The following is a 24,816-nucleotide window of genomic DNA, read 5'->3' as shown; positions in this document are numbered from 1 at the left end:
AAGAAGCGTAAAACATCGAAAAATAGATAAATGGTTATGCTGAATTGAAAAATTACCGCTTACTGAGAATAGGCAGTAAAACCTCAATGTTGCAACTTTGTTTTAATATGGTTGCACCTATTATGTGATCTCGATCTACGATGGTGAATAATTCTATTTAAGTACTGTTTTTTGGAATATCTGACAGAGACTTGTAATCTATTGATAAGGTATGGATAATTTCGGGCTTTTGCACATCACAGTTCGGCAGGGAATTTTGTTGCAGACAGAGTAATAATTTTATAAATGTGATCTGCTGTAACATAAATGTAATTATTTGTTAAATATATTGTTAATCTTTTATTTTGTTGACTAGGATTGTAAGACGCACTGAATCACAGGTAACACTTTAAATTCGCGTTTTAACTCTATCGCGTGCTCCGTTTTCTGGCAGTGGTGAGACTTTGGGATAACATCGTTCCCGCTTCTGTTTAATCAGAACCGGCTCAGAGCACTCTCGCCAGCAGCGATGAAAAACGTCAACTGAATATTTTAAAATAATGAAAGTGGAGAGTTGCATGAGCGCCAGCATGCCAATGTTAGTGACCTTTGTGGTCTATATCGTGGGAATGATCGTTATTGGATTAGCGGCCTATCGGGCAACTAATAACTTTGGTGATTACATTCTGGGTGGCCGCCGTCTGGGGAGTTTTGTTACCGCATTATCTGCCGGTGCTTCGGACATGAGCGGTTGGTTGTTAATGGGGTTACCTGGGGCAGTCTATCTGTCGGGTATCTCTGAAAGCTGGATTGCTATAGGTTTAACCATTGGTGCTTACCTGAACTGGCGTATTGTTGCCGGTCGTTTACGGGTACATACCGAGATTAACCATAATGCATTAACACTACCGGATTATTTTACCACTCGCTTTGAAGATAAAAGTCGTATTTTAAGAATTTTTTCTGCGGTAGTGATTTTAATTTTCTTCACTATTTACTGCGCTTCCGGGGTAGTTGCCGGTGCCCGACTGTTCGAAAGTACCTTCGATATGGACTATGGAACAGCATTATGGGTTGGCGCAGCGGCAACTATAGCCTATACCTTTATAGGAGGGTTTCTTGCTGTTAGCTGGACCGATACTGTTCAGGCATCACTGATGATTTTTGCCTTAATACTGACGCCAGTAATGGTGATTATTGCAGTGGGTGGTATCGACAGCTCAATGATTGTGATTGCAGCGAAAAACCCGGAATACCTGGATATGTTTAAAGGTTTGAACTTTGTTGCCATTCTCTCGCTGTTGGGCTGGGGCTTAGGTTATTTTGGACAACCACATATTTTGGCTCGTTTTATGGCAGCAGATTCCCACCATGTGATTCACAATGCCCGCCGTATCAGTATGACCTGGATGATTTTCTGTCTGGGGGGAGCGGTAGCCGTTGGCTTCTTTGGTATTGCGTTCTTCTCTAATAACCCGACGTTAGCGGGAAATGTGAGTGAGAACGGCGAGAGGGTGTTTATTGAGCTGGCTAAATTATTATTCAACCCATGGATTGCCGGTATTCTTCTGTCGGCTATTCTGGCGGCGGTGATGAGTACTTTGAGTTGCCAGCTGTTAGTGTGTTCCAGTGCATTAACCGAAGATTTCTATAAGGCATTCCTGCGTAAAAACGCCAGTCAAAATGAGCTGGTGTGGGTAGGTCGTCTGATGGTATTGCTGGTTGCAGTGATTGCGATTGTGTTAGCCGCTAACCCGGATAATCGGGTATTAGGTCTGGTGGCTTATGCCTGGGCAGGTTTTGGTGCCGCTTTTGGCCCGGTGATCCTGCTATCAGTCATCTGGTCAGGTATGACAAGAAATGGTGCGTTGGCTGGTATGGTGGTTGGTGCGGCAACGGTACTGATTTGGAAACAATATGGGTGGTTTAACCTGTATGAAATTATTCCAGGCTTTATCTTTGCCTCTATTGCAATAGTCATTTTCAGCAAGATTGGCAGTCAGCCAACTGAAAAAATGATTGCTCGCTTTAATGAAGCTGAAAAAGAGTTTCAGAGCGAAAAAGAATAATTCATTGATGTGCTTTATTTATGGCGCCAGACGGCGCCATTTTTTTATCCAAAATTTTAGTTACTTATCTTTAACTGGCATATAGATATCGGTGATCAGGTCGGCTTCAGGTGTATCGTAAGGGTTGTTAATATAAATTTCGAACGGTGGCAGGTCTGCGCACTCATAGCCGCTCTCAGGTAGCCATTGACCATAGAAGGTATTATAAGCCTGTTCCAGTGTGTTATAGGGGCCTGTATGGCGATATCGGGCATAGCGTCCTGCCGTCAGTTTAATGGTGCGGATATTTTTATCCTCTGGCTCTTTTTCCAATGGTTGAATGAACTGAATACAGGCATCCGACTGGCACTTTTCCGGTGCAGTAGTAATCGGGTCGTTATAGTAGATACCGATACCGTATTTCCCCTGTGATTCGAGATGATTGGCGGTAACCCATTGCCATAACTGATGAAATGCCTGTTGAATGCCAGTATAAGGGCCGATATGTCTTACGCCGTAAACGATAACCTCTTCCCGGGTTTCGATGGTGATATTCATTTTAATGATCTCCGTGCAGATGGGGGGATAGATTGAAACAGGAGCCTGGCGGTCAGGCTGGGTTCCTGCCTTACGATATTGGGCAGGTGACAAACAAAACTGATGTTTGAAAGCGCGCGAGAAAGACTGAGGTGTTTCATAGCCGGCTTCCATAGCAATATGAGTAATGGGGAGTGAGCCGCGGGCAATCTGAGCGGCTGCCCGATCCAATCGTAATCGACGATGTGTATCCGCCACGGTTTCTCCCATTAAGGCTGTATAAATACGATGGAAGTGATACAGCGAAAATGCGGATGCTTTTGCCAGTGTGGCGATATCTACCGGTTCATCTAACGATGCGGCGATCAGGCGATGAACCCGTTGAACCCGGCGGCGATAATTTTGTTCAGTTTTGGACTTCCGCATAACGTATTGTTCCATTTAGTATTTATAATTCCTGAGGGGGATTATAACGGGGGGATAAACGGAATACTTATCATGGATTGCGGAAAAGTGGTTATTTTTTGGTTGATGTGAGATGGGTACGAAAGGGAGAATGTTGAAGTAATGGTAAATAAAATAGCCACACGTTACTGATATAAATAAACATGTGGCTTATACATTGGCATTTTTATGGTATTCGTTTATTTCCCCGTGACCGGAAAATAGAGATCGGTGATTAACTCTTCTTCTGGCGTTTCCATTGGATTATTTCGATACACTTCAAACGATGGCTGGTCGGTTTTCTGGAAATCGCTGGCAGGCAGCCAGTTGTTATAAAACTCATTATAAACCGGCTCCAGAGCTGAGTAAGGGCCGATATGGCGGTAGGTGGCGTAGCATCCACCGCTTATCAAGACAGGTCTGACAATTTCAGAGAGCTGTTGGTCTGACAGAGAATGTTCAAACTGTAAACACGCATCGGAACGGCACTATTCCGGGGCTTTAACTTTTGGGTTGTCGTGATAAATAGCAATTGCCGATCTGACCTGGGTGGTGAGATCTTCCGCCAGCGCCCAGTCCCAAAGTGCATTAAACGCCTTATGGATTTCAGGATAAGGGCCACAGTGCCTGATACCATAAACAGTGATCGTTTCCCGGTTTTCGATGGTGATATTCATAGTGTATCCCTAAGATTATTCAATCAGTGGTAGTGACGTTAACCACACTAATAGCGTATTTGGATAGAAATCAATGTGCTGTTAAAAATATAGCTCAGCTGCATCTTCACGGTGTATTAATCAGGCGGTAATTCTGATTAACTTTACTACTAATAAACGCAATAACGCTTTCGTTGTCTGCCTGAGCCATTTCCCCGGGAATACCGATGTACCCCTCATCGGTAAAAATAAAAATATATTGGTCATGAGTTATGACGGATTTAACAAAGCTCCATTTAAGAGCAATAACGAACTGTGCGCGAATCTGGTTGATTCCATGCTCACCGATCTCAATAATTTCATTGTGTTCGGACGAGGCTGTTTGAAGGTGTTTTTTCACCTTTTGGGATAGGCAAAAGTTATAACGAATACCTTCAAAATAGATGCCGAATATGAACGCTAAGGTCAGTTTGACCCAGAGATCATAGCGTTCGGGGATCGCATCCCACATCATAGCGACCACAATTAAACAGAAGTAGAAAATAACATTGGCAATACGCTGGAATATACTCCGACGTTTATGACTATTTAATGCCAGAAACAGACGTGCGGCTTCTTTGTGTTCACGGTAGGGCATTGCCGGACAGGTATATCTGAATTTTATCGTGCCAATATTTCCATCAAAGACATCTGAGTTATCGCTCATTCCTGTTATTTCCGCGGGTAAAAAAATCCCCTGCCAAAACAGGGGGAGTTAATTTCAAAATAATACCACAATATATTCTGGTTATAGCTTCGTAGGCTTAATTTCCCAAATCTCTTCGGCATACTCCTGAATGGTACGGTCAGAGGAGAAGTAGCCCATATTGGCAATATTGAGAGCTGCTTTACGTGCCCAGAGGTTTGGCTTGCGATAAAGTTTATCCACCTCGTCGTGCATATCCACATAAGAGCGATAATCCGCCAACAGTTGATAGTAATCCCCGAAGTTAACTAGAGAATCAAACAGAGCTCCGTAGCGATGAGGATCTTCAGGATTAAACACCCCGGTGGCAATTTGATTTAATACCTGATTCAATTCCATATCCTCCTCGTAGATTTTACGCGGGTCGTAGCCATGGGCTCGCAGCGTTTCAACCTGCTCGGTGGTATTACCGAAAATAAAGATATTGTCATCACCCACATGCTCTTTCATTTCTACATTAGCGCCATCGAGGGTACCAATGGTTAACGCACCATTCATCGCGAACTTCATGTTACTGGTGCCCGATGCTTCTGTTCCTGCCAGCGAAATCTGCTCAGAGAGATCGGCGGCAGGAATGATCATCTGTGCCAGGCTGACGCTGTAGTTAGGAATAAATACCACTTTCAGCTTGTTCTTAATGCGCGCATCGTTGTTAATCACTTTAGCCACATCATTGATCAGATGAATAATCAGCTTGGCGTTAACATAAGACGAAGCGGCTTTACCGGCAAAAATAACCGCTTTAGGCACCCAGTCCGCATCCGGAGATTGCAAAATACGGTTGTAGCGGGTGATAACCTGCAGCAAATTAAGTAACTGACGCTTGTACTCATGGATGCGCTTAATCTGCACATCGAACAGCGCATTAGGATTAAGAATCACATTCAGGTTTTCAGCCACATACTCTGCCAGCTTTTTCTTATTCTGCAATTTAGCCTGTTTAATTTGGTCAATAAAGGCCGGGAAATCGATGGCTTCATTCAGATAAGAGAGCTTACTCAGATCGGTGCGCCAGGTTTTATCGATGGTTTTATCCAGCAGATCGGAAAGAGGGCGGTTGGCCAGTCCTATCCAGCGTCTTGGCGTCACGCCATTGGTTTTATTACAGAAGTGGTGCGGGAATATTTTAGCAAAATCGGCAAACAGCGATTTTACCATCAGATCGGAATGCAGCGCCGAAACCCCATTAACTTTGTGGCCGCCAATAACCGCCAGCCATGCCATTCTGATTCGACGGCCGTTAGATTCGTCAATCAGTGATACACGACTTAATAAACCCGGATCGTCCGGATAGTGTTCTTTAACCACATTCAGGAAGTATTCGTTAATTTCAAAAATGATCTGCAGGTGGCGCGGCAGAATTTTGCCCATCATATCTACCGGCCAGGTTTCCAGCGCTTCACTCATTAGCGTATGGTTGGTATAGGAGAAGATACGAATCGTCATCTCCCAGGCATCTTCCCATTTGAAATTGTGATTATCGATCAGTAAACGCATTAATTCAGGAATGGCCAGAACCGGGTGGGTATCATTCAGGTGAATAGCGACTTTTTCTGCCAGGTTTTCGTAGGTTTCATAAGCCAGCCAGTGGCTGTGTAGAATATCCTGCAGGGTGGCGGAAACCAGAAAGTACTCCTGACTTAAGCGCAGTTCACGCCCGGATGATGTGGAGTCATTAGGGTAGAGTACTCGGGACACGTTCTCAGAATTGTTCTTATCTTCTACCGCAGCAAAATAGTCGCCCTGATTAAACTTACCCAGGTTAATTTCGTTACTGGCACGCGCCGACCATAAGCGCAGAGTATTGGTCGCATCCGTATCATAACCGGGAATAATCTGGTCGTAGGCACAGGCCAGAATCTCCTCGGTTTCTACCCAATGGGAGGTTTTGCCTTCGGTTTGTACTCGCCCACCAAAGAACACTTTATAACGGACGTTATGGCGCGGGAACTCCCAGGCATTACCATATTCCAGCCAGTTATCCGGGGATTCCGCCTGCTGACCATCTACGATATTTTGTTTAAACATACCGTAATCATAACGAATGCCGTAACCGCGAGCGGGCAGACCCAGCGTTGCCAGAGAATCCAGGAAGCAGGCCGCCAGACGCCCCAGACCACCGTTGCCCAGACCCGGATCGTCTTCTTCGTTTATTAACTGCTCCAGATTAAAGCCCATGCTATCGAGAGCCTGTGCCAGATCGTCATAAATACCGAGGTTTAAAAGTGAGTTAGACAGCGTCCTGCCGATTAAAAACTCCATTGACAGGTAAGAAACGCGACGACCCGACTGGGAGAAGTGGGCGCGAGTAGAGCGCAGCCAGCGCTCCACCATCAGATCCCGTACGGAAAATGAGATAGCATTTAGCCAGTCATGCTCGGTGGCCAGCGCAGGTTCTTTACCAATAACAAACTTCAATTTTTCCTGAATGGAATTTTTTAGATTCCGGATACGTTCTTCGGGTGTTTCAAAATTAAATTGAGAAGACATAAGTTTCGTCCATATTGTGTATGTGTCAGCGTTAAGGGCAAATCCATTTTTTGCCAGAGGCCCTGTGAATTTTTAATTATCAATAATTGGGTTTCATGGTTTGAAACCCAGCTTGGTTTTAAGTGGTATATCCATGCGATCCCTATTTAAGTTATCGTTCAATATTTCAGCAATGCAAGGAAAAGCTAACTTAAATGTTGGTACATGGTTAAGTATTTCGCGGCGGCAATGTCCCAGCTAAAGTCCATCGCCATAGCCTGACGTTGTACCCGACGCCACTTAACCGGCTCGGCCCAAAGGGCAAAGACCCGTCGAATAGCATCGTTTAATTCATTTACCTGACTGTCGCGGAATATAAAACCGGTGGATAATTTATCCGCCAGGTTTTCCAGCGAGCAGTCAATGACGGTATCGGCCAGGCCGCCGGTATATCTGACCAGCGGAAGAGTGCCGTATTTCAGGCCATACAGTTGAGTTAATCCGCATGGCTCAAAGCGGCTGGGAACCAGAATGACATCCGCTGCACCAATGATGTTGTGGGCCAGCGCTTCATCATAGCCAATATGCACAGCTATCTGCTTAGGGTACTGTTTGGCCATCTCCAGATAAGCATCTTGCAGGTGGGCATCGCCGCTACCCAACAGAACCAGTTGACCGCCTAACTCCAGTAGTTTTGGCAGCGATCCTAACAGCAAGTCCAGGCCTTTTTGGCTGCTCAGGCGGCTTACCACGCCAAACAGCGGCGCATCCGGGGTGACGGTCAGCGCCTGTTGATATTGCAGTGCGGCTTTGCATGCCGCTTTACCCGCCATTTTTCTCGGGTGGTAGTTTTCCGGCAGCAGCGGATCGGTTAATGGATTCCATATTTGATAATCAACGCCGTTAAGAATACCGGTTAACTTACCGTGATACTGACGCTGCTCCAGCAGGTTTTCCATACCAAAACCATATTCCGCATGGGTTATCTCTTTAGCATAAGTTGGGCTGACAGCGGTGATCATATCCGCGTAATACAGACCTGCTTTGAGATAGGAAATTTGTCCGTAGAACTCCAGTCCGTCAGGCTGCATAAAATGAGACGGAAGCTGAAGCTCATGCAGATGGCGGGCAGAGAATTGCCCCTGATAGGCCAGATTATGCACGGTGAATACCGAGCGTGCCGGATAGCCACGCGCAGCCAGATAAGCACCTGCCAGTCCGGCATGCCAGTCGTGGGCGTGAACAATTTCTGGCTGCCAGTAAGGATCAATGGCGCAAGCCAGTTCACAGGCAACCCAGCCTAACAACGCAAAACGTTTATAGTTATCAGCATACTCATGCTGGGCACCATCGTGATAAGGGCTACCGGGACGATCGTAAAGATGGGGAGCATCAATCAGATAGATTCCCACGCCATTATAAGTACCGTAACGTAAGGTTATTTTACCGGCAAAGGTCTCCTGTTCGGTGACCAGTGAGGTTTCTCCAATGCCTTGCATCAAGGCGGGAAAGCCGGGCATCAGTAGGCGAACATCGGCCCCTGCGGCAATCTGAGCAGCGGGAAGGGCGCCAAGTACATCAGCCAGTCCCCCCGTTTTTAATAGCGGGTATAGCTCAGAACATGCATGTAAAACTCGCATCCTAACTCCTGTCTGAAAATAGAAATACCCCGGTTGGCGATGGTACGCAAAACCGGGTTAAATATTAAACATAGTGGATATTCACCAGACTTTCGGGGCATCCAGTTATAGTTTCGCCAGCATCTCTTTGGTGATCAAAACAATGCCCCCTTCTGAGCGATGGAAACGGCGTTGATCTTCTTCCACATTTTCTCCTACCACTAAGCCTTCCGGTAAGTGACAACCACGGTCAATAATACAGCGGCGTAAGCGACAAGAGCGACCAACGTAAACATCCGGTAACAATATGGTGGAGTCAATGGTACAGAAGGAGTTAACCCGAACTCTCGGGAACAATACTGAGTTCACCAGAACCGAGCCAGAAATAATACAGCCAGCGCTAATCAGCGAGTTCATGGTCATGCCGTGGCTGCCTGAACGGTCCTGGACGAATTTAGCCGGTGGTAGTGGCTCCATATAAGTACGGATTGGCCAGGTTTTGTTATACATGTCTAATTCAGGGGTGACCGATGCCAGATCGAGGTTAGCACTCCAGTAAGCGTCAATGGTTCCAACATCACGCCAGTAAGGCTCGGCATTGACGTCAGAAGTCACGCAGGAAAGATTAAATGGATGTGCCCATGCTACGCCCTGAGAAACGGCTTTAGGGATTAAATCTTTACCAAAGTCGTGGTGGGTTTCCATGTTCAGGCTCTCTTCTTCCAGCAGTTTATAGAGATACTGAGCGTTGAAGACATAAACCCCCATACTGGCTAAAGACATGTCTGGCTGATCGGGCATCGCCGGTGGGTTAGCGGGTTTTTCCAGGAACTGAAGAATGCGCTCATCTTCGGCAATATCCATGACGCCAAACTCAGAGGCAGCTTCACGCGGTACGGCAATACAGGCCACGGTACACTGGCTGCCTTTTTCTACGTGATCCAGCAGCATACGTGAGTAGTCCATCTTGTAGATATGGTCACCGGCCAGAATAACGATATATTCGGCCTTATAGCGGCGGATAATATCCAGGTTCTGATAAATCGCGTCAGCGGTGCCACGGTACCATTCTTCATGGTCTTCGCGCTGTTGAGCAGGAAGCAGATCAACAAACTCGTTCATCTCTTCATTCAGAAATGACCAGCCGCGTTGGATGTGTTGTACCAGCGAGTGGGAGTGATATTGGGTCAGGACGCCAATACGACGGATCCCTGAGTTCATACAGTTCGACAAAGCAAAGTCGATAATGCGGAATTTTCCACCAAAGTGTACTGCGGGTTTTGCTCGTTTAGAGGTTAAATCCTTCAGGCGTGACCCACGTCCTCCGGCAAGTATCAATGCCACTGATTGCTTAGGCAATTGTCTTGCTAACATGAGTTGATGATTGGTGTCCTGTTTAACCATTTTTCCTGCAGCCATTCTTAAAATCCTATGTAATCAAATTGAATCAATAAATACCGATATCGGTATAGTTAAATTTTTTAGTTTCTATTGCGTAGCACGCTAATACTGCGGGGTGACGCAATACATTTGGTATCGCCCACGCCAATATCAGCAACGGAGAACGGCGGGGCGATATGCCATTGTCCGGAAGGTAAATTCAGGGTTTGTAGTTGGTCGGTACGATTAATGACAACAAGCCAGGTTCCGGACAGTAAAATCTGTAACGGAGGAGGCTCAGCGCTTTCCCATTCATTGGCTGACATAGGTTGCCCTTGTGCGTTAAGCCACATCACATCTTTATTGCCGTTTGCCGATGTGGCTTCGCCAGTCCACCATGTTTCAGTGGTTAAGGCGGGGATTTGCTTACGCAGTGCTATCAGGCCTGAGGTAAACGCTAGCAGTGCTTGATCGGCCTGAATCCAGTTAAGCCAGGTCAGGGGAGAGTCCTGACAGTAGGCATTGTTATTACCCTGCTGGCTGTTGCCCAGTTCATCACCGGCCAGCAGCATTGGTGTGCCTTGTGACAGCAATAGCGTGGCCAGAAGTGCACGAGCGCTGGCGTTACGGCGCTGTAATGTTGCGTCATCTGCTTCCAGTCCTTCTATACCGTGGTTGTAGCTATAGTTATTGCTGTTTCCATCACGGTTCTGTTCGCCGTTTGCCTGATTGTGTTTTTGATTAAAGCTAACCAGATCCCGTAGGGTGAAACCATCATGAGACGTGATTTTGTTTATCGATGCGTAGGGCAAACGTTGATGGTGCTGGAAAACGTCGCTGGAGGCCGCATAGCGACGAGCAAAAAGCCCCAGCGCAGAAGGCTGTTGTAGCCAGAAACTACGCATATTATCGCGAAAGTGATCGTTCCACTCGGCCAAAGGCGCGGGGAAATGGCCTGACTGATAACCGCCCTGACCAATATCCCAGGGTTCTGCAATCAGTTTGAGTTTTGAGAGGATCGGGTCATGCTGTAATTGTGTTAATAACGGTGACTCAGAGGAGAAGTCAGGCGTTCTACCCAGCACAGTAGCTAAATCAAAGCGAAAACCATCAACATGACATTCGGTGGCCCAGAAACGCAGGCAATCCAGCACCCATTGCATTGCTGCCGGCTGCGTAAGTTTTAGGGTGTTACCACATCCGGTCCAGTTCTGATAGTCACCCTGTTCATCAAGCCAGTAATAGCTGGCGTTATCGATACCGCGCAGGGATAACACTGGCCCCGGAAGGTCCAGCTCTGCGGTGTGGTTAAACACCACGTCCAGAATGACCTCAATACCCGCCTGATGCAGCGTTTTCACCATATCGCGGAATTCAGACAGCGGTGTAGAGTCGGGGCTCTGAGACCAGTAGCTCGGCTCTATGGCAAAAGGCGCCAGCACGTTATAGCCCCAGTAATTGGTTAAACCAAGCTGTTGCAGACGGGGCTCATCAACGTGAAGTTGAACTGGCAGCAGCTCCAACGCAGTAATTCCCAGTCTTTTTAGATATTGGATCATGGCCGGATGGGCGATACCCGCGTAGGTCCCTCGCAGAATTGCCGGAATATCCGGGTGGGTTTTGGTCAGACCGCGAACATGGGCTTCATAAATAATGGTTTCAGACCACGGTGTTTGGGGCAGAGTATCATGTTGCCAGTCATAGCTTTCGCTGAGCACGATGCTTTTTGGCATGACAGAGGCGCTGTCTACACTGTCGGGATGATGGTTCGCATCACTCAGCAACGGGCTATCAATTACTTTGCCATCCAGCGCCTGACAATAAGGGTCGATTAGCAGCTTGTGTGGATTAAAACGAAATCCTCGCTGTGGATCCCAGGGCCCATGCACCCGGTAGCCATAACGCAATCCGGGTACTCCGGTTGGCAAATAGCCATGCCAGATATCACCGGTTCGTGAAGGCAGCATCAGGCGCTGTTCTTCACCATCCGAATTAAACAGACACAGCTCGACGTTTTCGGCCTGTGCTGAATAGAGTGCAAAATTGACACCCTGACCATCAAAATGGCTGCCAAGAGGATAAGGGCTGCCTGCTGCTAAAGTGACCGTCATGCTACTAAGCCTCCCGTTGCAGATAAAGGGTAGAGAGTGGCGGTAATACTAAACTTAACGAGTATGCCCGATTGTGGGACGATATCTCTTCACTATGAACGCCACCGAGATTACCGGCATTACTGCCGCGATAATATTCAGAGTCGGTATTCAGTATTTCTTGATATTGCCCCGGTAGGTTAATACCGATGCGGTAGTTTTCCCGCAGTACCGGAGTGAAATTACTGATGACAATTACTTCATTGCCCGATTCATCACGACGTATAAAGGCAAAGACCGAATTCTGATGATCGTCTACCACTAACCATTCAAATCCATTTTCAACATAGTCCAATTGATACAACGGAGCATGCCGCTGATAGCAATGGTTCAGGTCGCGGACCACATTTTGTACTCCGTTATGCCAGCCGCCGTGAATAGGGTCTAACAGATGCCAGTCGAGGCTGCCGTCGTGATCCCATTCGCGTCCCTGAGCAAATTCCCCTCCCATGAACAGCAGTTTTTTGCCGGGATGAGCCCACATAAAGCCGTAGTAGGCGCGCAGGTTGGCAAATTGCTGCCAGGTATCGCCGGGCATACGGCCAAGCAGTGAGCGTTTGCCATGTACCACTTCGTCATGGGACAGAGGAAGAACAAAGTTTTCCGTATGGGCGTAATACATACCGAAAGTCATTAAGTTGTGGTGATACTGACGATAAACCGGATCCAGTTTCATATAGTCCAGCGTGTCGTGCATCCAACCCAGATTCCACTTGTAGTGGAAACCCAGTCCACCGGCTTCAGGTGGTAAGGTTACACCGGCAAAATCAGTAGACTCTTCCGCCACGGTGATCGCGCCAGGGCATTCAATACCAATAGTCTTATTGGTATAGCGAATAAATTCGATGGCTTCGAGGTTTTCATTGCCGCCGTACTGGTTTGGAATCCATTCACCGTCCGCCCGGCTGTAATCCCGATAGACCATAGAGGCAACAGCATCAACCCGTAAGCCATCAATACCAAATCGCTCTATCCAATAGAGGGCGTTACCGGCCAGATAGTTTCTTACTTCATGACGACTGTAGTTATAAATCAGGGTATTCCAGTCCTGATGGTAGCCTTCTCGTGGATCGGAATATTCAAACTGCGCGGTACCATCAAACTGCGCCAAACCATGATCGTCACTGGGGAAGTGAGCTGGAACCCAATCCAACAAAATATTAATGCCAGCCTGATGTGCCGTTTCGATCAGGTAGCGAAAATCCTCTAAGGTGCCAAAACGGCGGGTTGGGGCATACATACCGACGGGCTGATAGCCCCAGGAACCATCAAACGGATGCTCATTAATCGGCAGAAGCTCAATATGAGTAAATCCCATATCCTTAACATAAGGCACTAACTGATCCGCCAGTTCACGGTAGCTGAGCCAACTATTATCATGCAGGTGACGCCGCCAGGAACCCAAATGAACCTCGTAAACAGACATCGGCGCAGTAAAGTCATTTGCCTGGCGGCGTTGTTGGGTCATTGTCACTCGCGATGGCAGTTGGCTAACGCGAGATGCGGTGTCGGGGCGCATTTCGGCAGCAAAAGCGTAAGGGTCGGCTTTCAGGCGAGTGACATTATTGCTGTCAATAATTTCATATTTATACAACTGACCTTCATGTATATGGGGAATAAATAACTCCCAGATGCCACTCTCTCTGCGAAATCTCATCGGGTGCCTGCGACCATCCCAGAAGTTGAAGTCGCCAACTACCGAAACACGGGTAGCATTGGGTGCCCAAACGGCGAAGGTGACGCCGTCTACGTTATCCATATTAGTGAGATGTGCCCCGAGTCGTTCATATGGACGCAGGTGGGTACCTTCAGCCAATAACCACGCATCCAACTCTTGTAACAACGGACCAAAGCGATAGGGGTCTTCAATGATCTGCTGGGCATCGCCCCAATCAATCATTAACTGGTAACGGTAAGGCGTCTTACTGGGGGAGAGGGTACCGGAGAAAAAACCAGTCTGGTCGGTTTGCGTCAGTGTAAGCAGTATCTTTTGCGTGTCTTTATCCAAAACGCTGACCTGAGTAGCATCAGGAGCGAAGGTGCGGATGGCATAGCCGTCTGCGGTTTTATGAATCCCCAAAATTGAGAATGGGTCTGCATAATGGCCGGAAGTTAGTTGTTGGATCGTGCCTCTGTCAATAGTGCCGGACATCCATATTCTCCCAATATGTTATTTATTGGCTCAAAATAAAAACCAGCCAATAAAAAATATAATATCGCTAATTAATCGGCGCGATATTAAATAAGTGCCTTGTTTTACCTTACTGAATCATCAGATTAAAACTGTGAGTTAGTTCTTGTAATTCATATAATAGCAGCCATACCGCTCTTTCAGCCAAATAGGTACCTCTCATTTATTATAACTAAGGGTATCAATGACAGACGGTAAATAAGATAACAATCTTAAGTTTGAACGTGATCTTTAGTCATAAAACCCCCTTCAAATAATAATACTCAAGTTTCATTTTTAAAGTTAAGGTCATATAAATCAAATGGTAATGATATCTTGAATGTGTAATGTACTTCTTCGGTTATCTGAAACGGTTATTAACATTTAGGATAGCCGGATAAATACTATCGAGATTCATAGTGAGTAATTCAGACATCAATACTCAGACTGATAGCTTAATTAATATATTTATATTCATTATTAGCATAACCACCTTTTTAGCTTGTGCCAGTTTGCTGTCTTATATTGTCTGACAAATAGGTTTTATTTTGATACCACGCTATTATTTCCCATTATGAGACGGTTAATTCTTTATGATTATTTTTAGTCAATTTCGATTGAAGTTATCTGACATAATTAACGTGAGGCGCTGTTCATGAATTAGTTTGATTGATTTGGTTCATGACTGATTACATTCAATCAAAAATAGTGGAAGTGTTACCAAGGTCACAGTATGATGTTTGTGATTAAATATAATCACAGCTGACCAATAAAAATCACTATGCTGAGGATACAATGAATATTAAAAAATCGATAGAGAAAATCCCTGGCGGCATGATGGTGGTTCCATTAGTTTTAGGCGCCATTATCAATACATTTATACCGGAAGCACTTCAGATTGGTGGGTTTACCACAGCACTGTTTAAAGGCGGGGCAGCACCACTGATTGGCGCATTTCTTTTATGTATGGGTGCGGGGATAAGCATTAAAGCTGCTCCTCGTGCTTTGCTGCAAGGCGGTACCATTACATTAACCAAATTGCTGGTTGCTGTTGCAATCGGTCTTGCTGTTGAACGTTTCTTTGGTGCAGATGGCATTTTCGGTTTAACCGGACTGGCTATTATTGCCGCAATGAGTAACTCAAACGGTGGACTTTATGCAGCATTAGTTGGCGAGTTTGGTAATGAGCGTGATGTTGGCGCTATTTCCATTCTGTCACTGAATGATGGCCCTTTCTTTACCATGATCGCATTAGGTGCGGCCGGCATGGCGAATATCCCAATGATGGCGCTGGTGGCGGTGCTGGTTCCATTAGTCGTGGGAATGATTCTGGGTAACCTTGATCCACAAATGCGTGATTTTCTGACTAAGGGTGGCCCGCTGTTAATTCCTTTCTTTGCTTTTGCATTAGGAGCTGGCATCGATCTGCATATGCTGCTGAAAGGCGGTCTGGCAGGGATTGCGTTGGGCGTGCTGACCACGTTGGTTGGTGGTTTCTTCAATATTAAAGCGGACCGTCTGGTAGGGGGTTCTGGTGTTGCCGGTGCGGCAGCGTCCAGTACGGCAGGTAATGCGGTGGCAACGCCATTGGCAATCGCGACCGCTGATCCATCCTTAACAGAGATAGCCAATGCGGCTGCACCACTCATTGCGGCATCGGTTATTACCACGGCTATTTTGGTACCTATTCTCACCTCTTGGGTAGCAAAACGTAACGCTCGCTTAGCGGGAGCAAACTAAGATGAAAATGCTGGTCATTGCAGATGATTTTACCGGTGCCAACGATACGGGCGTTCAACTGGCTAAAAAAGGTGCCCGGACAGATGTGCTGTTGCATGAAAAACCATTACGTAGCCATAAGGCAGATGTTTTGGTCATCAATACGGAAAGTCGAGCTGCAACTGCCCGGCAGGCAGCGGAGAGCGTTACCCGAGCTATTCATGCTCAGCTCTCCGCTGATAGTTCAGCACTGTTAGTGTATAAGAAGATTGATTCTACTTTTCGCGGTAACGTAGGCGCAGAAATTGAGGCAGCTATGAAGGCCAGTGGTGCAAAAATTGCACTGGTGGCTGCAGCGATCCCTGCTGCAGGCAGGGTTACGCTCAATGGATTATGTCTGGTAAACCGTATTCCGCTGGTGGAGACTGAATTTGCCAGCGACCCAAAAACGCCGATTCACTCATCACGTATCAAAGACATTATTGCCGAACAAACCACATTGCCTGTTCATGAAGTTTCACTGGCTCAGGTGCGTTCGGGCAAATTAGCTGAAATAGTGAAACAGCTGGCGCAGGGGCCGGAATGCATTGTGGTATTGGATGCAGAGGTAGAGAGCGATTTATCGGCTATTGCGGATACGCTCACCACTCTGGAGCAGCCTTATTTATTGGTAGGTGCCGCTGGATTTGCCGGGGCATTACCTTCTGATCTCTATCTTAAACCTCGTGAACGGTTGCCCGTATTGGTGGTTGCAGGGTCGATGAGCGAAGCGACCCGCAAACAGATTATGTATGCCCAGAGGGAGAAGTCTCTGGCAATCATTGAGGTCGATGTTGAAAAGCTGCTCGGAGCAGAGAGCCAGAGCGAAACGAAACAGATTATTACGCAGGCGGCAGACGTATTGCGTCAACACCAGCATTGTGTGTTACGCACCTGTAGGGATGAGGCCGCCCGTCAGAAGATTGACCAACTGTGTGAACGCTACCAGCTTAGCCGTCAACAGTTAGGTGACAAAATTAGCTCAACCCTGGGAATGATAACCCTTGAACTGCTGGCCCTGTCGCAAATTGGCGGATTATTCCTGACCGGTGGGGATATTGCTATTGCCGTTGCGCGCGCACTGAATGCCGAAGGTTATCGTATTTCCGCCGAAGTTTCCCCTTGTATCCCTTGTGGCACATTCGTTAACAGCGAAATTGATGATTTACCGGTCATTACCAAGGCAGGAGGATTTGGTGCGGATAATGCCCTGAGCGACGCCATTTATTTTATTGAGGAGATGTATCATGGGAAGTAAAACTATTGCCGTCACTATGGGGGATCCGGCAGGGATCAGCCCGGAAATTATTATCAAAGCCCTGACTGAAGGCAGTTTGTCAGGCGCGCCGGCGGTAGTGATTGGCTGTCTGCATACTTTACGTCGCGTACAGGCATTAGGCATTGTGCCTGCGGTAGAGCTACGGGAGATTCAGCAGATATCAGAAGCGCAATTCGCTCCGGGAGTTATTCATGTTCTGAATGAACCGCTGGCAGATCCGGAAGCGCTAGTTCCGGGGAAAGTTCAGCCGCAGGCGGGTGATTTAGCCTATCGCTGTATCAAACGTGCAACGGATTTGGCGCTGGCCGGAGAAGTGCAGGCCATCGCCACTGCGCCGTTGAATAAAGAGGCGTTGCATTCGGCTGGTCATCTCTACCCGGGGCATACTGAACTGTTGGCTAAGTTAACCAATACCCGTGATTACGCCATGGTGTTGTACACCGATACTCTGAAAGTGATCCATGTGACTACCCATATTGCACTGCGTAAGTTTCTTGATACGTTAAATCGCGATCGGGTTGAGACAGTGATTGGTATGGCGGATACCTTCTTGAGACGCGTTGGTTTTGACCATCCACGTATTGCTGTTGCCGGGGTAAACCCGCATGCCGGAGAGAATGGCTTGTTTGGTGACGAAGAGATCAAGATATTAACTCCGTCTATTGAAGCCATGAAAGCGAAAGGTATTGATGTTTACGGCCCTTGTGCTCCTGATACGGTGTTTTTACAAGCTAATGAAGGTCGCTATGACATGGTGGTTGCAATGTACCACGATCAGGGGCATATACCGCTGAAGCTATTGGGTTTCCATGATGGAGTAAATATTACCGCCGGATTACCCTTTATTCGTACTTCAGCCGATCACGGTACCGCATTTGATATTGCGTGGACAGGTAAAGCCAAATCTGAGAGCATGGGAATATCCATAGAGTTAGCTCTGAAACTTGCCTGATATACGAGTGCCATGAAAGGACAAAGTCGTCTGGACCAGATTATGGATTATTTAAAAAGTCATAATCTGGTCACCGTTGAACAGTTAGTTGCGGCGATTGATGCTTCACCGGCAACCATTCGTCGCGATCTGATTAAGCTGGATAAGCAAGGTGTGATTATTCGCAGCCATGGCGGCGTTACTCTTGACCGTTTTATTCCCGATCAGCCCACCACCAATGAAAAGATTCATCGCAACCAGCATGAAAAACAGGCTATTGCCCAATACGCAGCGGGCATGGTGAAAGCGGGGGATTCTGTCGTATTAGATGCCGGAACGACTATGATGGAGTTGGCACGTCATCTGACTCATCTTCCGTTACGGGTTATTACTACTGACTTGCATATCGCCCTGTTTTTATCTGCGTTTAAGCAAATCGAAGTCACCATTATTGGTGGCAGAATTGATGACAGTAGCCAGTCCTGTATTGGCGATCACGGTCGTCGGTTGCTACGAAATATCTATCCTGATGTTGCTTTTGTTAGCTGTAACTCCTGGAGTATGGAGCGGGGTATTACTACACCAACGGAAGAAAAAGCGGGATTAAAGCAAGATTTAGCCGCCAATGGCCGCAAGCGAGTATTGCTGGCAGACAGCAGCAAATATGGCGCCTATTCACTGTTTTGCGTAACGCCACTCAATACCTTAACGGATATTGTGACGGACAAAGGATTAACGCCTGAAGTTCAGCATAAGCTGCGACAACAGCCATTCGTGTTAAAGCTGGTGTAATTGATGACTATTCTGCGTGAAGCAGAATAGCCACACTTATCTCAGGCCCGAATATCCTGATATTCAGGCGTGGTATCAAACTCATGTTTAGCAAAAGGGCATAACGGAATAATTTTTCGATGTTCGCCGCGCATTTTCTCCACGACTTTATAGACCAGTTTCTTCCCTACGCCCTGACCCTTCAGTTTTTCATCAACATAGGTATGGTCAATAATGGTCAGCTTTTCCCCGGTAGGAACAAAGGCGACTTCGGCCAGCATGTTACCTTTCGTATCATTAACATAGAAACGATTTTCACCTTCAAGAATGTTAATTTCCATACTATTTCTCTCTGTATTGCAGGGCACCGCTTGGGCAGGTATCAATCACGCGTTTAACTTCTTCAACGCTGGCATTATCCGGCATAATCCAGGGTTTGCGAGACAGTTTAAATATATTGGCATTTCCACGTACGCAGTTGCCTGAGTGTTGGCACATGGCGGTATTAAAATAGACATCGATATTTTCGCCGGTATAGCAGCGATAACCTTTTTCCGTTAGTTCATTGCTCATAAATTGCTCACTTAATTTATTGTGATTATTTTGCCGCCTGTTAAGTATAGATAACTGTTTTAAAAAGGCATTAGGATTTATTCAGAAACAACCTGTGACAGAAACAGCGAAGGGGCGAAATCGCCCCTTACTGACAGATAACAGCAATCACCAGAAGTGGGAACCGTATCCCCACATTAAGACGGTAATAGCTAACAATGCTTCCAGCACCAGTATGCCTAAAGCCAGCGTTGAGCTGGAGAAAATGAATCCTTCACTGCGATCGATATTAAGGAAAGTCGGAATACCGGAGTAGAGCAGGTAGGCGCAATAACACAGGCCAACGATGCCAGCTAACAGACAGAGCCATACTAACGGATAGAGCGCTACCAAACCACTGAGAAACATGGGCGTGGCAGTATAGCCTGCGAAAATGATGCAACGCTCAAGGCTGGGAGACTGTGCATAGCGTCGCGCCATCAGATGAATAATCCTTCCGACAATGGCAACTGCAGCCAACAGCATGCCATAAAAGAGAATGGCAATATAAGCCGCGGTAAATAACGATACTTTTACCACCGGTTGGTCGCCAATCATCCAGCCAAATTGGGTGGTTCCGATAAATGAACAGACAACGGGAACCGCTGCCAGTACCAGAAGGTTACGGGTATAGAGATGGGAAATGGTTTCCTGCTCTTGACTGATTTGTTGGAATTCACGGCCAGGGTGGGCCAGAAGTCCCCATACATGATTGAACATCATATGACACCTCCGAGCTTACTGAAAACCCTGTCAGGTAAGCGATCCTGCCTGAGCGTTCAGGTTTCTTCTACGGTCACCCGTTAAGTATATAAACAGCAGGAAGGAATGGTTGCAGAGAGGAGGTGTATTGTATTTCAAAACATATCATCCTGTCGCAAATACGACAGGATGATAGTGGGTGATCAGCTTGCTTTTTCAGGGCTTTTCTTGGGTTTAAGTTTACCAAGTAGTGTAACCACCAGTAACACCACTGCACCGGCAACAACGCCAAACAGCATATTGAGTACGGTAGGGGTTAGCATATTGAGAACGCTGCCAACGGTTGGCAACGTTAATACTGAAACCGATGCGCCCTCAATAAGATGATGAATCATCGGTAATCCATGGGTAAGAATACCGCCGCCCACCATAAACATTGCCGCTGTACCAACAATGGATAAGGTTTTCATCAGATAAGGGGTTACGTTGACCAGACCATTGCCAATCACGCGAGCGATACTGGCTTTTTTACGGCTTAGGTAAAAGCCTACATCGTCCAGTCTGACAATACCGGCAACTAAACCGTAAACGCCAATAGTCATCACAATTGCAATGCCGGACATCACCAGAACCTGCTGTAAAAAACCAGCATTGGCTACGGTACCCAGAGTTATGGCAATAATTTCTGCAGATAAGATAAAATCAGTTCTGATCGCGCCTTTAACCTTTTGCTTCTCATAAACAGCAATTTCTTCAGGAGATAGGGCAGGCGTCTCCTGGTGCTCATTTTTTGTATCGGTTGCTTTAGGGTGTAAAAACTTATGGGCCAGCTTTTCAAATCCTTCATAACAAAGGAAAGCACCACCGACCATCAGTAAAGGCGTTACTGCCCAGGGAATAAAAGCACTGATTGCCAGCGCTAATGGCACCAGAATCAATTTATTTAAAAATGAGCCTTTAGCCACAGCCCAGACGACCGGTAATTCGCGGTCTGCCCGAACGCCGCTCACCTGTTGAGCATTGAGCGCTAAATCATCACCCAGTACACCAGACGTTTTTTTTGCCGCGACCTTAGTCATCAGCGCAACATCATCCAGAACGGCTGCAATATCATCTAATAATGCGAGTAAACTACTTCCTGCCAATTTTTAAAACTCCTGAAAAAAGAAAATCAAAGTGTCCTTACTCATTATGGAGGCAAAGCTTACCTGATGGGATGTTGGCTGCCTATATAAAACTTTTGGGCGACTACCTTTGCGTCGTTTCTAACGACTTCTGCTTTTTATAATTCTTTGCTGCCGCAGGTACTGGCGGAGCTTCTCCGGTTTCCATCCACTTGCGTAAACGGTTAGCGTCGGCAAAATGCGTGTATTTACCGAATGCGTCCAGAACAACTAAGGTTACATCCCGATTAGCAATAGTGGTGCGCATGGCCAGACAGTGTCCTGCTTTGTTGGTAAACCCGGTTTTAGTCAGTTGAATATCCCAGTCACCTTTTTTAACCAGATAGTTAGTATTGCGAAAATCCAGCGTATAAAGCGGATTTTGGAAGGTAACGGTCTTTTCTTGCGTGGTGCTCAACTGGCTAAGCAGAGGGTAGCGCTGAGAGGCAAAAAGTAATTTAGTCAGATCGCTGGCGGTAGAGACATTCTGTTCAGACAGGCCCGTAGGTTCTACATAGTGAGTATGAGTCATGCCCAATGCCTGTGCTTTATCATTCATTGCCTGAATAAATGCATGATAACCACCCGGGTAGTTATGAGCTAATGCCGCCGCTGCGCGATTTTCAGAAGACATTAGCGCCAGCAGTAACATATCTTCACGAGAGATTTCACTACCTACTTTGACCCGAGAATAAACGCCTTCCAGTTCATGAGTTTGGTTAATCGTTACCGGAATAACTTCGGATAACGGGAGCTGTTTGTCCAGCACCACCATGGCCGTCATTAGCTTGGTAATTGACGCAATGGGCACCACTTTATTTGGTGCTGCGGAATAGATCACCTGACGGTTTTTCATATCAATCACTAAAGCACTACCGGAGGCAATTTCAGGTTGAGATAAAACAGCGGATACAGTAGATGATTGTGGATTAGCAAAGGCATGAGGTAATGAAACGGTACCTGCCGAACACAACAGCAAACCTAACAGAGAATAACGAAGTTTTATGCGCATAGTGACCAATATTCTTTCAGAAAAGGGCTGGGATGATGCTAATTGTGGCAAGTATAAATGAGGTTATAGTTTTTCGCCTATGGGGTGATATGTAATTAATTATTTTAAACCTAAAACATAAAGGCTGGATTGAATAACCAAACCAGCCTTTAATCATTCAAATAGTGGTATTACCCCTGACGAACCTTCTGCTTTTTAATGCTTTTGCCGGCATCGGCAACCGGTAGCGATGGGGTTGTCTCTATCCAGGTACGTAGTCTGTTAGCATCAGCAAAATGAGTGTATTTACCATAGGCATCTAACATCACTAATGCCACTTCCCGATTACCAATGACGGTGCGCATCGTCAGACAGCGACCTGCCTTATTGGTAAAACCGGTTTTAGTTAACTGAATGTTCCAGTCATGGTCGCGAATCAAATGGTTAGTATTACGAAATTCGAGGGCGTATCTAGGATTTTCAAAAGAAACCATTTTCTCCGGCGTGGTACTCAACTGGCTAAGCAAAGGGTATTTTTTAGTCGCCATCACCAGTTTGCTCAGGTCGCGGGCGGTTGATACATTTTTCTCTGATAATCCTGTTGGCTCAACATAGCGAGTGTGGGTCATTCCCAGAGATTTTGCTTTAGCATTCATTGCGCGAATAAAGGCTTTATATCCACCGGGATAGTTGTGTGCCAGACTGGCGGCTGCACGATTTTCAGACGACATTAATGCTAATAACAACATATCCTTACGGGTAATTTCGCTACCCACCTTAACTCTGGAGTAAACCCCTTTTAATTCAGAAGTTTGATTAATTCTGACCGGAATAACCTGAGTTAACGGCTGTTTAGCATCAAGAACTACCATGGCAGTCATTAACTTTGTAATAGAAGCAATAGGCACAACTTTATCCGGATTAGTGGCATAAATAACCTTACGAGTATTGATATCTACAACCAGTGCACTTTGGGATGAAAGACCTATTTGCGGTGATGAAGTCGTTGATGCGGTTTTATTGTTTTTAGCCGTTGCTTCGGGCATTGCCACCATGCTGGAGGTCAGGACGAGCAGGCTCAATAAAGAAAATCGGATTTTTTTGCGCATAGTTTGCTGACTTCCATTGAGTTATCGGTATAGAACAGGATGTTCTGCTGCTGAAATTATAATTTATAGTTATGCAATTCGCACAGGCAATTTGTGGCATATCGGCATAATAATTGGGGGTTATTTGTAAAAAAATGTATTCCTGTCGTTTTAACCATCATCATCTTTTAAGCAGGCATATTTGACAGGTTAGTGGTGTCAGAGATAACGCTCATCTTTTTTGGGGTTCCATTTATTGTGATTGATAGTGTGGTTTGCTTTTGTTAAGTGATGATTTAATTTTTTTTAAATACAAATGACATTTAAATTAAATCAAATTCATTTTATTTTGAGTTTTTATCTTAATTTTAATTTATTAATGGAGTGTGTGTTCTAAATATTCTTAAGTTAAGAAGCGTTGCATTTATTTTTTTATTAGTTCGCATTTATTTGTTTTTGATTTCTATTTTTTATATTTTTATTTTTTCATGTTATAGCTTAGTCCTGTTTTGGAATATTTATATTATTGACTTGAATGAGAGGAATGGCTGAATATGGTGGTGTTTTGAGAAGCAATGAATATATTATTTGTTTCTCTAAATGCGGTTGTTTTATTTCTTCCTGCTTAGTTTTTATAAGTATTTATTTAGTTAATTAATTATGAATTGGGATCGATATAATTTATCGGTTTTAATTCTGAATGTAATAATGGATTAGGACATTGATATGAAAGTTGAAATTAAAAAAGTATTACTGCTCGCAGCGCTACTTACTGCAATTCCATCATCAGTTATGGCTGGAACTATTACTTTTAAAGGTAAAGTTATTGATGCTGGCTGTACGGTTGATGTTGATGGTAATACTGACGAGACGATTGATTTAGGTTCAACACCTAAAGGTGATTTCACCAGTGCTGGAGTGACGGGCGCACCAAAATCTTTCGTTATCAATTTAAAAGGTTGTCCGGTAGCGGGAACAGGTGTTCCAACCATGGCATACGTTAAATTTAGTGGTACCACGGATGGTAAAAACTCCTATTTTAAAAATAGCGCAGCAACAGGTGCTACTAACGTTGCCGTATTGCTGAAAGACGAAGCAGGTAACGAAATTGTCAACAACGATGGTAATGAGGCGATCGCTATTCCAACTACTGGTGGCGATATCGCGGTGAACTACACCGCTCGTTTAGTTGCTACTGCTACCGGCGTTACATCAGGTGACGTTCAATCTGTAGTGACTTATACCGTTAGCTATAACTAATCATTTGTTAATACCTACAGTTTTGAACCAGATTACCGCTGGTTCAAAACTGCCTCTGATTTGAAATTTGCTCAGTTTTAACCGA

At 45.8% G+C, this 24,816-nt stretch carries 19 protein-coding genes and 1 pseudogene; 6 read left to right on the top strand and 14 right to left on the bottom strand.

Going from position 1 to position 24,816, the window contains the following annotated elements:
• The first annotated feature begins 557 nt into the window (after positions 1–557).
• On the top strand, positions 558–2,048 hold the full coding sequence (gene putP, locus EKN56_RS10105) for a sodium/proline symporter PutP (protein WP_130591663.1): 1,491 nt from the start codon (positions 558–560) through the stop codon (positions 2,046–2,048).
• A gap of 60 nt (positions 2,049–2,108) precedes the next feature.
• On the opposite strand, the gene EKN56_RS10100 is transcribed toward putP, so the two are convergent.
• From EKN56_RS10100 to glgB, 8 genes and pseudogenes are all read right to left on the bottom strand, one after another.
• Entirely contained in the window at positions 2,109–2,990 is an 882-nt protein-coding gene (locus EKN56_RS10100; protein WP_168189642.1) for an AraC family transcriptional regulator, read from the bottom strand.
• Positions 2,991–3,208: 218 nt separating this feature from the next.
• Positions 3,209–3,685: pseudogene (locus EKN56_RS21210) on the bottom strand (AraC family transcriptional regulator).
• 106 nt (positions 3,686–3,791) lie between these two features.
• Positions 3,792–4,370 carry a hypothetical protein gene (locus EKN56_RS10085; RefSeq protein WP_130591659.1) on the bottom strand — a complete coding sequence of 193 codons (579 nt, stop codon included), beginning with the start codon at positions 4,368–4,370 and terminating at the stop codon, positions 3,792–3,794.
• Between the two features lie 81 nt (positions 4,371–4,451).
• Positions 4,452–6,899, bottom strand: coding sequence for a glycogen phosphorylase (gene glgP / locus EKN56_RS10080; protein ID WP_130591658.1), 2,448 nt, complete (start codon positions 6,897–6,899; stop codon positions 4,452–4,454).
• 185 nt (positions 6,900–7,084) lie between these two features.
• Positions 7,085–8,518, bottom strand: coding sequence for a glycogen synthase GlgA (gene glgA, locus EKN56_RS10075; protein ID WP_130591657.1), 1,434 nt, complete (start codon positions 8,516–8,518; stop codon positions 7,085–7,087).
• 105 nt (positions 8,519–8,623) lie between these two features.
• Positions 8,624–9,901, bottom strand: coding sequence for a glucose-1-phosphate adenylyltransferase (gene glgC / locus EKN56_RS10070; protein ID WP_130593664.1), 1,278 nt, complete (start codon positions 9,899–9,901; stop codon positions 8,624–8,626).
• Between the two features lie 77 nt (positions 9,902–9,978).
• Complete coding sequence (gene glgX, locus EKN56_RS10065; protein WP_130591656.1) at positions 9,979–11,988, bottom strand: glycogen debranching protein GlgX; 2,010 nt, start codon at positions 11,986–11,988, stop codon at positions 9,979–9,981.
• A gap of 4 nt (positions 11,989–11,992) precedes the next feature.
• Positions 11,993–14,179, bottom strand: coding sequence for a 1,4-alpha-glucan branching protein GlgB (glgB, locus tag EKN56_RS10060; RefSeq protein ID WP_130591655.1), 2,187 nt, complete (start codon positions 14,177–14,179; stop codon positions 11,993–11,995).
• An 813-nt stretch (positions 14,180–14,992) separates the two neighbouring features.
• Here glgB and EKN56_RS10055 point away from each other — a divergent pair.
• From EKN56_RS10055 to EKN56_RS10040, 4 genes are read left to right on the top strand one after another with little or no spacing between them, the layout of a single operon-like run.
• Positions 14,993–15,937 carry a 2-keto-3-deoxygluconate permease 1 gene (locus tag EKN56_RS10055; protein WP_130591654.1) on the top strand — a complete coding sequence of 315 codons (945 nt, stop codon included), beginning with the start codon at positions 14,993–14,995 and terminating at the stop codon, positions 15,935–15,937.
• 1 nt (position 15,938) lies between these two features.
• Positions 15,939–17,213, top strand: a complete 1,275-nt coding sequence (gene dtnK, locus EKN56_RS10050; protein WP_130591653.1) for a D-threonate kinase — start codon at positions 15,939–15,941, stop codon at positions 17,211–17,213.
• Complete coding sequence (locus EKN56_RS10045) at positions 17,203–18,186, top strand: D-threonate 4-phosphate dehydrogenase (RefSeq protein ID WP_130591652.1); 984 nt, start codon at positions 17,203–17,205, stop codon at positions 18,184–18,186. The genes dtnK and EKN56_RS10045 overlap by 11 nt, the downstream gene beginning before the upstream one ends.
• Positions 18,187–18,198: 12 nt before the next feature.
• Positions 18,199–18,957: a DeoR/GlpR family DNA-binding transcription regulator gene (locus tag EKN56_RS10040; RefSeq protein ID WP_130591651.1), complete on the top strand. Its 759-nt coding sequence runs from the start codon at positions 18,199–18,201 to the stop codon at positions 18,955–18,957.
• Between the two features lie 41 nt (positions 18,958–18,998).
• Here the strand turns inward: EKN56_RS10040 and EKN56_RS10035 are convergent, their stop codons facing one another.
• The 6 genes from EKN56_RS10035 to pbpG (EKN56_RS10010) all read right to left on the bottom strand — a co-directional run bounded on the left by EKN56_RS10035 (position 18,999) and on the right by pbpG (EKN56_RS10010) (position 23,492).
• Positions 18,999–19,271 (bottom strand): GNAT family N-acetyltransferase, encoded by a 273-nt coding sequence (locus EKN56_RS10035; RefSeq protein ID WP_130593663.1) that lies wholly within the window; start codon positions 19,269–19,271, stop codon positions 18,999–19,001.
• A gap of 7 nt (positions 19,272–19,278) precedes the next feature.
• Positions 19,279–19,509 (bottom strand): (4Fe-4S)-binding protein, encoded by a 231-nt coding sequence (locus tag EKN56_RS10030; RefSeq protein ID WP_130591650.1) that lies wholly within the window; start codon positions 19,507–19,509, stop codon positions 19,279–19,281.
• A gap of 147 nt (positions 19,510–19,656) precedes the next feature.
• Positions 19,657–20,247 (bottom strand): Yip1 family protein, encoded by a 591-nt coding sequence (locus EKN56_RS10025; protein ID WP_130593662.1) that lies wholly within the window; start codon positions 20,245–20,247, stop codon positions 19,657–19,659.
• Positions 20,248–20,432: 185 nt separating this feature from the next.
• The gene (locus EKN56_RS10020; protein ID WP_130591649.1) at positions 20,433–21,374 is read right to left on the bottom strand and encodes a DUF808 domain-containing protein; all 942 of its coding nucleotides are present in this window, start codon (positions 21,372–21,374) and stop codon (positions 20,433–20,435) included.
• A 103-nt stretch (positions 21,375–21,477) separates the two neighbouring features.
• Entirely contained in the window at positions 21,478–22,404 is a 927-nt protein-coding gene (gene pbpG / locus EKN56_RS10015; RefSeq protein WP_130591648.1) for a D-alanyl-D-alanine endopeptidase, read from the bottom strand.
• Positions 22,405–22,574: 170 nt separating this feature from the next.
• Positions 22,575–23,492 carry a D-alanyl-D-alanine endopeptidase gene (pbpG, locus tag EKN56_RS10010; protein ID WP_130591647.1) on the bottom strand — a complete coding sequence of 306 codons (918 nt, stop codon included), beginning with the start codon at positions 23,490–23,492 and terminating at the stop codon, positions 22,575–22,577.
• A 705-nt stretch (positions 23,493–24,197) separates the two neighbouring features.
• Here pbpG (EKN56_RS10010) and EKN56_RS10005 point away from each other — a divergent pair.
• Positions 24,198–24,731, top strand: coding sequence for a fimbrial protein (locus EKN56_RS10005; RefSeq protein ID WP_130591646.1), 534 nt, complete (start codon positions 24,198–24,200; stop codon positions 24,729–24,731).
• Positions 24,732–24,816: the final 85 nt, after the last annotated feature.

Source organism: Limnobaculum zhutongyuii (assembly GCF_004295645.1).
In the GTDB taxonomy this organism is placed as follows: domain Bacteria; phylum Pseudomonadota; class Gammaproteobacteria; order Enterobacterales; family Enterobacteriaceae; genus Limnobaculum; species Limnobaculum zhutongyuii.
This window is presented reverse-complemented; position numbering and strand designations above follow the sequence as displayed.